Annotated in this window: 14 protein-coding genes; 1 reads left to right on the forward strand and 13 read right to left on the reverse strand. The window is 44.3% G+C overall.

The window, feature by feature from the left end; genetic code table 11:
* Positions 1-4 precede the first annotated feature (4 nt).
* The 3 genes from sdaAB to AC622_RS13085 all read right to left on the reverse strand — a co-directional run bounded on the left by sdaAB (position 5) and on the right by AC622_RS13085 (position 2,837).
* The gene (gene sdaAB / locus AC622_RS13075; RefSeq protein WP_049671461.1) at positions 5-667 is read right to left on the reverse strand and encodes an L-serine ammonia-lyase, iron-sulfur-dependent subunit beta; all 663 of its coding nucleotides are present in this window, start codon (positions 665-667) and stop codon (positions 5-7) included.
* Between the two features lie 109 nt (positions 668-776).
* On the reverse strand, positions 777-2,456 hold the full coding sequence (locus tag AC622_RS13080; protein WP_049671462.1) for a DAK2 domain-containing protein: 1,680 nt from the start codon (positions 2,454-2,456) through the stop codon (positions 777-779).
* 18 nt (positions 2,457-2,474) lie between these two features.
* On the reverse strand, positions 2,475-2,837 hold the full coding sequence (locus AC622_RS13085; RefSeq protein WP_049671463.1) for an Asp23/Gls24 family envelope stress response protein: 363 nt from the start codon (positions 2,835-2,837) through the stop codon (positions 2,475-2,477).
* 242 nt (positions 2,838-3,079) lie between these two features.
* Here AC622_RS13085 and rpmB point away from each other — a divergent pair, with 242 nt between their 5' ends.
* A complete protein-coding gene (gene rpmB, locus AC622_RS13090; protein WP_049671464.1) occupies positions 3,080-3,268 on the forward strand; it encodes a 50S ribosomal protein L28 in 189 nt (62 codons plus the stop codon).
* 176 nt (positions 3,269-3,444) lie between these two features.
* On the opposite strand, the gene spoVM is transcribed toward rpmB, so the two are convergent.
* The 10 genes from spoVM to def form a co-directional block, all read right to left on the reverse strand.
* Positions 3,445-3,525, reverse strand: a complete 81-nt coding sequence (spoVM, locus tag AC622_RS13095) for a stage V sporulation protein SpoVM (RefSeq protein WP_049671465.1) — start codon at positions 3,523-3,525, stop codon at positions 3,445-3,447.
* A 98-nt stretch (positions 3,526-3,623) separates the two neighbouring features.
* Positions 3,624-4,274 carry a thiamine diphosphokinase gene (locus AC622_RS13100; protein WP_231589528.1) on the reverse strand — a complete coding sequence of 217 codons (651 nt, stop codon included), beginning with the start codon at positions 4,272-4,274 and terminating at the stop codon, positions 3,624-3,626.
* Positions 4,275-4,383: 109 nt separating this feature from the next.
* On the reverse strand, positions 4,384-5,028 hold the full coding sequence (gene rpe / locus AC622_RS13105; RefSeq protein WP_049671466.1) for a ribulose-phosphate 3-epimerase: 645 nt from the start codon (positions 5,026-5,028) through the stop codon (positions 4,384-4,386).
* Between the two features lie 2 nt (positions 5,029-5,030).
* Positions 5,031-5,912 (reverse strand): ribosome small subunit-dependent GTPase A, encoded by an 882-nt coding sequence (gene rsgA, locus AC622_RS13110; protein WP_049671467.1) that lies wholly within the window; start codon positions 5,910-5,912, stop codon positions 5,031-5,033.
* Between the two features lie 16 nt (positions 5,913-5,928).
* A complete protein-coding gene (gene pknB, locus AC622_RS13115) occupies positions 5,929-7,959 on the reverse strand; it encodes a Stk1 family PASTA domain-containing Ser/Thr kinase (protein ID WP_049671468.1) in 2,031 nt (676 codons plus the stop codon).
* A 5-nt stretch (positions 7,960-7,964) separates the two neighbouring features.
* Positions 7,965-8,720 carry a Stp1/IreP family PP2C-type Ser/Thr phosphatase gene (locus AC622_RS13120; protein ID WP_049671469.1) on the reverse strand — a complete coding sequence of 252 codons (756 nt, stop codon included), beginning with the start codon at positions 8,718-8,720 and terminating at the stop codon, positions 7,965-7,967.
* Positions 8,721-8,724: 4 nt separating this feature from the next.
* The gene (rlmN, locus tag AC622_RS13125; protein ID WP_049671470.1) at positions 8,725-9,810 is read right to left on the reverse strand and encodes a 23S rRNA (adenine(2503)-C(2))-methyltransferase RlmN; all 1,086 of its coding nucleotides are present in this window, start codon (positions 9,808-9,810) and stop codon (positions 8,725-8,727) included.
* Between the two features lie 2 nt (positions 9,811-9,812).
* Positions 9,813-11,159 (reverse strand): 16S rRNA (cytosine(967)-C(5))-methyltransferase RsmB, encoded by a 1,347-nt coding sequence (gene rsmB, locus AC622_RS13130; RefSeq protein ID WP_049671471.1) that lies wholly within the window; start codon positions 11,157-11,159, stop codon positions 9,813-9,815.
* A 3-nt stretch (positions 11,160-11,162) separates the two neighbouring features.
* The gene (gene fmt, locus AC622_RS13135; RefSeq protein ID WP_049671472.1) at positions 11,163-12,104 is read right to left on the reverse strand and encodes a methionyl-tRNA formyltransferase; all 942 of its coding nucleotides are present in this window, start codon (positions 12,102-12,104) and stop codon (positions 11,163-11,165) included.
* Complete coding sequence (gene def, locus AC622_RS13140) at positions 12,101-12,586, reverse strand: peptide deformylase (RefSeq protein WP_049671473.1); 486 nt, start codon at positions 12,584-12,586, stop codon at positions 12,101-12,103. Before def ends, fmt begins: the two co-directional genes overlap by 4 nt.
* Between the last annotated feature and the right edge of the window lie 7 nt (positions 12,587-12,593).

Below are 12,593 nucleotides of genomic sequence, written 5' to 3' on the forward strand. Positions count from 1 at the left end.
CCCTTTAATCAGCTATTTTCGTTACTCTTGTAATATGGTCTAGTTGAGTGATTTCATCCAATATGTCCTGCCCGATATTTTGGTCCACTTCAATCGTCATCAAGGCTGTGCTTCCAACCTCTTTTCTGGATACTTCCATATGGCCAATATTAATCTGATGACGTGCCAACACATTGGAAACACTGGCAATGGCGCCAAATTTATCATCATGGACAACGAGGATGGCCGGATGATGGCCGGAGAGACGCAGCTCGAAGCCGTTTAATTCGAGGATTTCTATTTTCCCGCCGCCGATGGAGATTCCCACCAGTTCCATTTCTCCTTCACTATCACCCATGCGAATTCTTGCCGTGTTCGGATGATCTGTAATGGCCTCTTCTTCAATAAATGTCACTTTCAGATTTTCTTTCTTGGCAATTTCCAATGCCTGTGGCAGGCGGGGATCTGAGGTGTCAAAATCAAGCAATCCGGCAATGATGGCCACATCTGTCCCATGTCCCTTATAGGTCTTGGCAAATGATCCATACAGGGAAACAACCGCCCAGTCAGGCTGGCGATTGAATAGACTGCGTGCAACTCGGCCGATACGGGCAGCTCCTGCTGTATGCGAGCTGGAAGGACCGATCATGACAGGACCGATAATATCAAAGACACTTTTATATTTCATGTGTGTATCCTCTCCTCCTACGATATCCGATAAATATCTTAAATATCTGTACATAATGAAATAGAAGGGGCGAGACCCCTTCTATTCTCTTTTCCACATTATGCTCTTTTTATTCAGCCGCAAAAATATAGGAATAAAGCGGTTGTTTACCATTATGGACCTCTACTTCAAGATCCGGGTATTCTTCGCCGCAGTAATCAACAAGGGCATCAACTTCATCCTCGGAAGTTTCCTCACCATATAGAATCGTTAAAATCTCAGCGTCATCCAGCATCGTGCTTAGAACTTCTTTTGCCGCCTCGACTCGATCCTTATTTTTGACTTTAATCTTGCCGTCGATCAGACCCATGTAATCGTCTTTCTCAATTTCAAGGCCTTCAATGCTTGTGTCACGAACAGCAAATGTAATTTGTCCAGTCACGACATTTTGCAGAGCTTCGTTCATCAATTCCTCATTCTCTTGTGCAGCTGCAGAAGGGTTGAAGGAAAGAAGAGCTGTTAATCCTTGAGGGATTGTTTTACTTGGAATCACTGTTACAGCCTTCTCGCTCACATCAGAGGCTTGGTTAGCCGCCATAATGATATTTTTGTTGTTCGGAAGGATATAGATGTGGTCCGCATTGATTGATTCAACCGCTTTAACGATATCCTCTGTAGACGGGTTCATTGTTTGACCGCCTTCGATGACAATATCAGCGCCGATGCTTCGGAACAGGTCAGCGATTCCTTCTCCCATGGCGATGGCAACAACGCCGAATGGTTTCTTTTCTGTTTGCGCAGGAACTGTATTCTCACGTAATTGGTTATCTGTTTCATTCAAAATCGTGGAATGCTGTTCACGCATATTTTCAACCTTGATTTTGATCAAGCTGCCGTATTTTTGCCCATAATTCAAGCAATTTCCAGGATTCTCAGCATGGATATGAACCTTTACAATGTCATCATCTGAGATAACAAGCAAGGAATCTCCAAACTGGCTTAAATCCTGACGGAATTTTTCTTCATTGAATGGGTTTTCTGCAATCTTCTCCGGCTCAAAGCGAACCATAAACTCTGTGCAGTAGCCGAACTCAATGTCTTCGGTTTTCATATGGCCTTGAACGCTCATATGATGCTCAGCCTTGACAAGCTCGTCCATTTTCGGCTTGCTATCTGGTGTTTCAGCTAATTTCTCACCTCTTAGCTCTGCTAAGAAACCTTCATACACAAATACAAGTCCTTGCCCGCCGCTGTCAACAACGCCAACTTCCTTAAGAACCGGCAATAGATCAGGCGTACGCTTCAAGGAAGCCTTCGCTTCTGCAAGAACAGCCTCCATAACAGCTGTAATGCTTTCTTCCTTCTCAGCAGCTGTCATACCAGCTTTAGCTGCATCTTTTGCAACCGTAAGAATGGTACCTTCAACAGGCTTCATAACCGCTTTATAAGCTGTTTCTACCCCAGCTTCGAACGCTTGTGCAAAATCTTTGCTGTTAATCGTCGCTTTCGCTTCAATGTTCTTTGCAAATCCGCGGAACAACTGGGACAAGATAACGCCGGAGTTGCCTCGCGCACCCATTAGAAGACCCTTCGCCAGGGAAGATCCTACTTTTCCGATATGATCTTGCACATTATTTCTAACTTCATTCGCTCCAGAAGTCATCGACAAGTTCATATTCGTCCCTGTATCTCCGTCCGGTACAGGGAAGACATTCAACGCATCAACTAATTTTGCGTTGGCAGAAAGCCTGTTTGCTCCCTGTATGACCATTTCGGCGAATCTTTTGCCGTCAATAGATGTTATAACCACTAAAATTTCCTCCTTAAATTACGGATTCGTCACACGAACCCCTTGAACAAAAATATTAACGGATTCAACCGATAGTCCTACAGTTTGATTCAACGTATATTTCACTTTAGATTGTACGTTGTGAGCAATCTCTGAGATTTTTGTTCCATAGCTCACGATGATATACATATCAATGTGTATTTCATCTTCCTCTTGTCTGACCACAACTCCCTTGGAGAAGTTTTCTTTACGAAGAATTTCGCTAAGTCCGTCTTTAATTTGGTTCTTTGATGCCATGCCAACAATACCGTAGCAGTCAACCGCTGCACCGCCTGCAATGATTGCCACTACATCATTCGAAATATCTATTTGTCCGAATTTGGTGCTCATTTCAATGGACATACTAATTCCCCCTTTAGGTTAACCATAGCTAAAAACATTTTACTATAATCACTTTTGAATGGAAAGTCTTTATCCTATTTCAATTAATCAAAGTTAAAATCTTATGTCAAGGCTTTTTTCTTGAAAGACCGTCCCAATTGTATTGCAATCTCTCAGGAGGTGTGTTAAATTATTAAGGTATCTTTTGAAGAGACCGACTAAAAGAACTCATTAACATAAGCACGTAAGGAGGGAATTTGGCTATGGCACGCAAATGTGTTATCACTGGTAGAAAAACAACTTCCGGAAACCACCGTTCTCACGCTATGAACGCTAACAAACGTACATGGAAAGCGAACGTTCAAAAAGTACGTATTCTTGTAAACGGAAAACCGAAAAAAGTATACGTTTCTGCAAGAGCGCTTAAATCTGGCAAAGTTGAACGCGTTTAATCAAGCGAAACAAAGCATCCTGTCAAGGCAGGATGCTTTTTCATTTTTCCCCTATTCACCAAATTAACCCTCTTAAGGAACAAAACTTTCTCATAAAAAAACACCCTCATGAAAATGACGGGTGCGAAACAGTGTATAAATTTCGAAGGCCGGCAGGCAAAAAAGCCCGCCATCCCTTATCCTTTCTTGAATGCTCCTAACATAGCCTTGACAATCCCGCCTAAAAAGCGGGGCAATTTAATCGTATAAAATTTCATTCTGTCCCTCCTTAATGCTAGCCTGAAACTGATCCTTTTCCTGGTTCATCCTGCATTAATGGCTTATCTATAAATGCTATTAGCCTATCTAGAGCATATTAATCTGTGCTTCTTATCATCATTAATATGCCGGAGGTAAACGAAAAAGTACCGGTAGGGGAATTTAATTGATTGCTGATTGACCGTGTTCTGCCCCGGATTAATGTATCATTTGTCAAAGGATACAAAAAGCCGGTAAGTGTCATGCCGGATATTTCTTTACTAATAGGCAGGAAGGATACATAACGCTTCTCTTGTTCGTGAATCGTATAAACCCCAGGCTCATAAAAGGAGATCTCATTCTGATTGTCCACAAGCTCTGTCTTTACCGGCTGCTTCAGGTGTTCCTCGCTTGCAAGAAGCATCATATTAGCCATGGCATGATCCATCCTTCCGCCTGTAGCCCCATAAATGGTTATCTTGTCTGGGTTTAACCCATACGCCCATTCAACTGCAAGCTCAAGATCACTCTCATCCTTTTCCGCCGGGTATGGATAGACATCCTTGGCAAATTGACGGATTGTGTCCATTTCCTCCTCCGTAACGGAATCAAAATCACCAAAGGCTGCTTCCATCTCAATGCCCCTCTCAGCAAGTACCAAAGCACCTCTGTCGGCTCCGCACCAGAGCTGCCTATCCTCCATGGCTGCGATTGCTTTCAGGTCAGGCAGCCCCTCCTCTGGTCCTCCTGCGACAATTCGAATATTCACATCAATTCCTCCTTCTGAAGAAAAAGGATGATCCGGCATAAGCCAAGCGGCCCAATCGGATCACCCTTTCATCGGTGATTTTTCACTCTATCTTCCTTATATCTTCGCCTTATCCGCGAACATCGGCAATCGCCTGTTTTCGGTCTGCTTTGTTATAGATAGCCGAACCTGCCACAAGCACGGTTGCCCCGCGTTCGACACATTGTCTTGCCGTCTCAGGATTAACACCGCCGTCAATCTCAATCTCAACAGCCAATCCCTTCTCATCAATCATGCTGCGGACTTGTTCGATCTTATCCAGCACTGATGGAATGAAGGCTTGTCCTCCAAAGCCTGGATTGACAGTCATGAGAAGGACCATATCTAGCTCTTCCAGCACATATTCCAGCACAGAAGCCGGTGTTGCAGGATTCAGCACCACACCAGCTTTCACGCCGAATGACTTGATCAACTGAATGGTCCGGTGCAAATGTGTGCAGGCCTCTGCATGAACGGTAATATAATCAGCACCCGCTTTTGCAAAAGCTTCAATATATTGATCTGGATTATCAATCATTAAATGGACGTCAAGAGTGAGCTTCGTAATCGGACGGATCGCTTCAACAATTAACGGACCAATCGTGATATTCGGAACAAAATGCCCGTCCATCACATCAATATGAATCCAATCAGCCCCGCCGCGTTCAACATCCTTGATTTCTTCTCCTAATTTAGAAAAGTCAGCTGATAAAATGGATGGTGCAATCTTTACCATAATTAATACCTCGGCTTTCTATCTTTAATTTCTTCTAGGAACTGCAGATAATGATCATATCGATAGGACTCTATCTCACCAGATTCAACAGCTTCCTTCACCGCACATTTCGGTTCCTTCACATGCATGCATCCCCTGAACTTGCATTCTGCACTCTTCTCTCTTATCTCAGGGAAGCAATCACTAAGCTCAACCGCATCAATATCGGTGAATTCTAGAGAACTGAATCCCGGTGTATCGGCAATCAAGCCATCTCCAATATTGATTAATTCAACATGCCTTGTCGTGTGTCTGCCTCTTCCTAAATGTGAAGAAATTTCGTTTGTCTTTAAATTCAACTCCGGATCAAGAGCGTTCAATAAAGAGGATTTTCCTACGCCCGATTGGCCGGCAAAAACGGATGTTTTTCCGTGGATAAACGGCATTAGGTCTGCAACGCCTGTTTCCTCATTGGAAGAGGTAAGAATCACCTTATAGCCGATATTCCGGTAATGCTCTGCATATCCCTCAATCTGAGTTAATCCAGCTTCATCCAACAAATCTACCTTGCTGATGCATATAATTGGCGCAATGGCCTTTGATTCAACCAGCACAAGAAAGCGGTCAAGCAATCCAGGGCTGAATTCGGGCTCTACGGCAGAAAAGACAAGAATGGCTTGATCAATATTGGCGATAGGGGGACGGACTAGCTCATTCTTCCGTTCCTTAATTTCCATGATATAGCCATCTGTCGGGTTTTCTGCTTGAAAATCAACGATATCACCAACTAAAGGAGATACCTTCTTCTTTCTGAAAACACCGCGTCCTCTGCACTGGATGATCTGGTTACCATCCATAACATAATAAAAGCCGCTTAATGCTTTAATGATTTTGCCTTCAGGCATATATTCACTCCTTTATTCAATCATTTCCGGAATAATTGATGACGCCTTCGTCATACACACTGTTATCCTTAATGATTTTATACCCCGCTCGTCCCTTGTACGGAATCCTGAAATGCAAGGTTTTCTTAACCGTTTCCGTTATTTCGAATGTCTCTACGGGTTCTGTCATCGTATTATCAAGGTCCTCAATTAAGATGGTCACTGTCTGAGGTGTTCCTTCAAGTTCTTCATCATACGTAATGGTTACTTCCTTCGTCTCCTCCTGCGGCGGGATTTCTTCCGCTCCTTTAGAGAGAACAACATTCACCTCGGAACCCACCTCAAGAGCAGTTCCTGCTGCTGGAGATTGAGAAATAACCTGGCCTGCAGGAACGGAATCGCTGTATTGTTCCTCAGCGAACGTGATTCTTAGACCTGTATCTGCGGCATAATCATCCAATGCCTTCTTCGTATAGTCCGTTAAGTCTTTCAAATTCACCTTGGCTGGTCCATTGGATACTGTCAGCGTCAAAACCGTCTCTGATGGAATAACACTCTCTCCCTTGCCAGGCTCCTGCTCTAGAACCGTTCCAACCTCAGATTCATCATTCACTTTATTAATAACGATATCTTTATAGCCGAAGTTTTCCAGCAGGTTTTCAATGTCCTCATAATCACGCCCAATGTAATTCAGCACTTCAACCTTCTTTTTCCCAATGCTGTAGTATACATCGACAGATGAGCCTTCCTTCACGATGCTGCCTGCTTCTGGCTCCGTTTTAATCACATTGCCGTCTTCGATTTCATCATCCTCTCTCTCGATGACTTCACCAATTTCAAGGCCTGATGCTCCCAAAGCGGAAAGGGCCTTGTCCAGTTGAGTATCTGAAACATCCGGGACCTCTACATCCTTCGCAGCCAGAATTCCGGGCAGGAATAGGACGGCCAAAACAGCCAAGACAACCATAATACCAAAGATAATGGCCGTAATCTTTACCCAGCTTCGTTTCTTCTTCGGCTTTTTCTCTTTATCTGCCTTCTTATTCTTTTTTTCTTTTTTGTCCTTCTTGGTCTTCTTTCCGTCACTGCTCTTTTTTGATGATGCACCCGATGCGACTGTATCATCCTGTTCAGCTATAACCTTCGTCTCATCCTGATTCTGGAACAGTTCATCATTCGTGATAATTGGAATGGCTTTCGTGACATCATCATCTTCCGGTATGACAAACTTGCTTTCATTCAGCCTTTCCGGGTTGAGAGCCGTATTCAAATCCTCTGCCATTTCCTCCACACTTGCATAACGGTGGAAGGAATCTTTAGCCGTTGCTTTCAAGACGATATTCTCTACACTTTGAGGAATAGCTGGGTTCCACCTTCTTGGTGACGGTGTCTCGGACTGCAAATGCTTTAAAGCAATGGAAACAGCCGACTCTCCCGAGAAAGGCAGCCTGCCTGTCAGCAGCTCGAACATGACGATCCCAAGGGAGTAGATGTCAGACTTTTTGTTTGCCATCCCGCCCCTCGCTTGTTCTGGGGAAAGATAATGGACAGAGCCCAACACAGAGTTTGTTTGAGTAATAGATGTCGCACTCAGCGCCATCGCAATGCCAAAATCCGTTATTTTCACATTATCCTCATGATCGATCAAAACATTATGAGGCTTGATATCTCTATGTACAATGTGATTTTGGTGCGCAAGCGCTAAAGCGGACGTAATTTGTTTCATAATGTCGAGTGCTTTCTCTACAGGTATCGGAGAAAAAGCCTGGATGTATTGCTTAAGCGTCATGCCATCAACATATTCCATCACGATATAATAAATACCGTCCTCTTCACCGACATCATAAATACTGACAATATTCGGGTGAGTCAGACTGGTTGCCGATTGTGCCTCACGGTGAAACCGCTTGATGAATTCCTCATCATTAGAGAAATCCATCCGGAGAACCTTCAATGCCACATCACGGTCAAGAATCATATCTCTCGCCAGATATACATTCGCCATGCCGCCGCCGCCAATCATGCGGATGATCTTATAACGGCCGCTGATTCTTTTCCCTATCAACATTCAACTCACCCTCTTTCACTTTCAAAGTTGTGAAGAAGGATTGCTAGAGTGATATTATCTTCTCCCCCATTATCATTCGCCCTTTGAATAAACGTATCTGCCATCTCATCAAGCGATTGGCCGCTCATAAGGATATCCCGTATTTCTGCTTCTGATAATTTATCAGAAAGGCCGTCCGAACAAAGGAGGAGTAAATCCCCTTCCTCAAACACAATCGTCCGGACATCTACCTCCACAGTTGCTTCTGTACCTAGTGCTCTGAGGATGACATTCTTTCTTGGATGATGCTCGGCGTCTTCTTTGGATATTTGACCGGAACGCACTAATTCATTAACTAAAGAATGGTCTTCCGTAACTTGTTTAAACCCATCTTCATTAAACAAATAACATCGAGAATCACCCACATTAACAATTGTTGCACTCCGCTCGGTGCAAAGTACCGCAACAATGGTCGTTCCCATTCCTTCACATTCCTCATGTGTCTGAGAATGGCGGTGAAGCTCACGATTAGCGATTTGAATTTGGTCTTGTAAAAATGATTCGATGGAAGCAGGCGCTTCATCAAGGTCCGTTTTCTCCCACGCTTCCTTCAAGATAGAAACAGTCATCTCGCTTGCGACATCTCCTGCTCGATGACCGCCCATCCCATCAGCAATGATGGCAAAAGCCATATAAGAGGGTTCTTCTCGAAAGAAGATCCCTCCTTGGTCCTCATTATGCACTCTAACCTTTCCCCGGTCAGTCCTAAAAACAGCCTTCATCCCTTCACCTCGTCTCTTCTTTCCTTTCCTTCGCACGCAGCTGTCCGCATGCCGCATCAATATCATGCCCTTGTTCTCTTCTTGTCGTTACGTTCACACCATGCTTTTTAAGCGTATCTTCAAATAGTTTGATTTGCTCTTTCGGGGTACGTACATAGTCTCTCTCCGGCACATAGTTGACCGGAATTAAGTTTACGTGGCATTTCAATCCCTTAATTAAGGCAGCCAATTCCTCCGCATGCTCAACCTGATCATTCTCCCCGCCGAATAAACCATACTCAAACGTGATGCGCCGGCCTGTTTTATCCACATAATACTTAACAGCCTCCATCAGCTGAGGAAGCTTATAAGCCCGGTTAATTGGCATTAATTTGCTTCGCAGCTCCGTATTCGGCGCATGAAGGGAAATAGCAAAGTTAATCTGAAGCTTCTCATCGGCGAACTTATAGATCTTCGGTACAATTCCGCTCGTTGACACCGTAATATGACGGGCACCGATATTCAACCCTTTATCATGATTGATAATGCGCAGGAAGGACATCATATTATCGTAATTATCGAACGGCTCGCCAATACCCATGATAACGACGGAACTGACGCGCTCACCAAGCTCATCAAGCGCTTGCTGTACTTTTACGACCTGTGCGACGATTTCTCCTGCCTCCAGATTTCGTTTCAGCCCGCCTAATGTGGATGCACAGAACGTACAGCCAATCCGGCAGCCAACCTGAGTGGTAACACAGACTGAATTACCGTAATCATGTCTCATTAGAACCGTTTCAATGGAGTAGCCATCATGCAGCTCAAATAAGAATTTGATCGTGCCATCCTTGGATGTTTGCTGAATAAGCGTGTTTAAGGTTGTTAAGGTAAAGGATTCCGCCAATTTGGTTCGAAGATCCTTTGAAAGATTCGTCATATCCTCAAAGGAGGATACTCTCTTCTCATATAGCCATTCATATATTTGTGATGCTCGAAATGCCTTTTCGCCATTTTGTTCGAGCCATTCTTTTAGTTCATCTAGCTGCAAGGAGTAGATTGACGGCTTTTCATCCTGCTTCTTTACTGCCTTCACTTTTGATTGTTCCATTATTAAGCCTTCCTTCGAATGGAAGCAATGAAGAATCCATCACTTCCGAAATATTGTGGTAGTATTTGTACAGTGTTCTCGTTGACATATGGCTTGACAGCTTCAGGCAGTCGACTTGCAAGGGTAAGGTCTCGTTCAAACTCCTTGTTCTCCTCTAAAAAGGCATCGATAATCGCTTCATTTTCTTCTCTGCCTACCGTGCATGTGCTATACGTGATTGTTCCCCCAGCCTTTACGAGTCCGGATACTTTCCTTAGGATCGTTAATTGGATGGCTGATAAAGAATGAAGGTCTGCCTCTGTTTTTGTATATTTGGCATCCGGCTTTCTCTTCAGCACACCGAGGCCTGAGCATGGGGCATCTACTAATATTTTATCAAATGTTTGCGGCTCGAAAAACTCTGCAATTTTTCGTGCATCCATCTGTCTAGTCTCTATATTCGACAAACCAAGTCTCATTGCCTGTTCATCAATTAATTTTGTCTTATGAGCATGCAAATCAAGGGCAATAATTTTCCCCTCATTCTCCATTCTCTCACCCATATGCGTTGTTTTACCGCCAGGAGCGGCACAGCTGTCCAGCACCATCTCTTCTCCATTTGGTGAAACCGCGTGGGCAACAAGCATAGAGCTCTCATCCTGAATGCAGATCAGTCCATTCTTATATGCATCAGACAATGCCAGATTGCCGCGCAAGGACCGGATACCATCTTCATTCAAGAGGCTCGGCTCTGCCGTAAATCCTTCCTCTGCAAGGATTTTCAGAACCTCTTCCCTCGTTGTTTTCAGTCTATTAACCCTTGCTGTCTGAACTGGTGCATGCAGGTTTTCCTCGCACATTTGTTCCGTTTTCTCCAAACCAAATTGCTGAGCCCATTGCTTCACGAGCCAGAGCGGATGGCTGGTTGAAATGGAAATCCTCTCAAGCGGGTCTTTGATTGCTGAGATATCAGGCACTCCCTCACGCTGAATGGAACGAAGCACGCCGTTCACAAGCGATGCTACACCCCGATGGCCTCTTTTCTTCGCAATTTCGACCGCTTCATGAATGGCTGCCCTGTCTGGCACGCGATCTAAGTATTGCATCTGGAAGACGGTCATTTTCAATAAACTCAGTACCCAAGGCTGCATTTTTTTAGGATTTTTGATAAATGGGGTTATATAATAGTCCAATGTCATTTCACGCTGAATCGTGCCATACACAAGTTCGGTTAATAAGCCGACATCTTTTGAAGATAGCTCCGATTCCTTAATCGCGTGGTTAAGTGATAGATTGCTGTATGCTTTATTCTTTTGTACAGCCGTTAATATATCCAGGGCAATTTCCCTGACATTCTTTTTTTGAGGCATTCTTTATTCTCCCAATTTCATTCCTGGCGCAAAATCATGTGCACCTCTTAGCATTTGCTCGGCGCTCATTCTTTTCTTGCCGGCAGGCTGTAATTCCGTAATCTTAATAGCTGTATGATTTCCAGTCTTCACAAGGATACCATCCTTAAGAAGTTCAAGCACCTCTCCAGGTTCGCCAGCCTTTGTGGAGGATACTTTTTCTGTCCACCAAACCTTAATGACTTTCCCTTTAAATAAAGTATAGGCGACTGGCCACGGATGCAAACCACGTACATGGTTATAAATCTCTTCGCCGGTTTTTGTCCAATCGATTAATTCCTGCTCCCGTTTAATATTTGAAGCGAAAGTCGCGTCTTCCTCATTCTGCTTCACAGGAGTGATTTCCCCGTTTAAAAGGGCTGGAATTGTCTTTGAAGTCAGCTCTGCCCCAGCAGCGCTTAATTTATCATGCAGACTTCCTGTATGATCGGTTTCCTCGATTGGCACTTCTACTTTTGCAAGCATGTCTCCTGCGTCTAATTTTTCCACCATATACATGATTGTCACGCCGGTTTTCTCTTTTCCCTGTATGATTGCATAATGAATCGGCGCTCCACCGCGCAGTTCTGGAAGCAAGGACGCGTGGACGTTAATGCAGCCGTATTTAGGTGCCTCAAGCAGACGTTTCGGCAGAATTTGTCCAAATGCAGCTGTCACGATTAAATCTGGCTCAAGCGCCAATACTTTATCGACCTCTTCATCCAGTCTGATTTTCTCAGGCTGAAGCACTTGAATACCATGCTTTTCGGCGGTCACCTTAACCGGCGGCGGTGTCAGCACACGTTTACGGCCTACAGGACGGTCTGGCTGCGTAACAACCCCGACAACTGAATACCCATCTTCAATTAAACGTTCCAAGACGCCTACGGAAAAATCCGGCGTGCCCATAAATACGATTCTTGTCATTCTGCTTCATATCCTTCCAACTCTTCTTCACTCACATAACGGCTTACCTTCGAGGTAAACAGCACTCCCTCCAGATGGTCCATCTCATGGAGAATCGCTCTTGCCATATAATCCTCCGCCTCTATCACGCACCATCTGCCAAAGCGGTCCTGTGCCTGAACCTTTACAAATGTCGGTCTTTCAACCTCCCCGTAAATTCCCGGGAAGCTCAAGCACCCTTCTATATCCGTATCCTTCCCATTACTTTCAATGAGTTCGGGATTGATCAATTCAATTGTTCCAGATTCATCATCCACATCAACGATGGCTACTTGAATATTTTTGCCGATTTGAGGAGCAGCAAGACCTACGCCATCAGCCTCAATCATCGTATCGTACATATCATCAAGCAGCTTTGCTAATTTCTTATCAAAGACCTCTACCTTCTTGCAGGTTGTCTCCAGCCTCTTGTCTGGATGTTTCACGATTGGTAATACAGCCACTTCTTTT

The sequence above is a fragment of the Bacillus sp. FJAT-27916 genome, assembly GCF_001183965.1.
Lineage (GTDB): Bacteria > Bacillota > Bacilli > Bacillales > Pradoshiaceae > Pradoshia.

Coding starts and splice junctions, on each gene's coding strand:
- fmt (WP_049671472.1), bottom strand. CDS start 12,104: ATGACAAGAATCGTATTTATGGGCACGCCGGATTTTTCCGTAGGCGTC.
- spoVM (WP_049671465.1), bottom strand. CDS start 3,525: ATGAAATTTTATACGATTAAATTGCCCCGCTTTTTAGGCGGGATTGTC.
- AC622_RS13085 (WP_049671463.1), bottom strand. CDS start 2,837: ATGTCCATTGAAATGAGCACCAAATTCGGACAAATAGATATTTCGAAT.
- rsmB (WP_049671471.1), bottom strand. CDS start 11,159: ATGCCTCAAAAAAAGAATGTCAGGGAAATTGCCCTGGATATATTAACG.
- rpmB (WP_049671464.1), top strand. CDS start 3,080: ATGGCACGCAAATGTGTTATCACTGGTAGAAAAACAACTTCCGGAAAC.
- sdaAB (WP_049671461.1), bottom strand. CDS start 667: ATGAAATATAAAAGTGTCTTTGATATTATCGGTCCTGTCATGATCGGT.
- pknB (WP_049671468.1), bottom strand. CDS start 7,959: ATGTTGATAGGGAAAAGAATCAGCGGCCGTTATAAGATCATCCGCATG.
- rsgA (WP_049671467.1), bottom strand. CDS start 5,912: ATGCCTGAAGGCAAAATCATTAAAGCATTAAGCGGCTTTTATTATGTT.
- rpe (WP_049671466.1), bottom strand. CDS start 5,028: ATGGTAAAGATTGCACCATCCATTTTATCAGCTGACTTTTCTAAATTA.
- AC622_RS13120 (WP_049671469.1), bottom strand. CDS start 8,720: ATGAAGGCTGTTTTTAGGACTGACCGGGGAAAGGTTAGAGTGCATAAT.
- rlmN (WP_049671470.1), bottom strand. CDS start 9,810: ATGGAACAATCAAAAGTGAAGGCAGTAAAGAAGCAGGATGAAAAGCCG.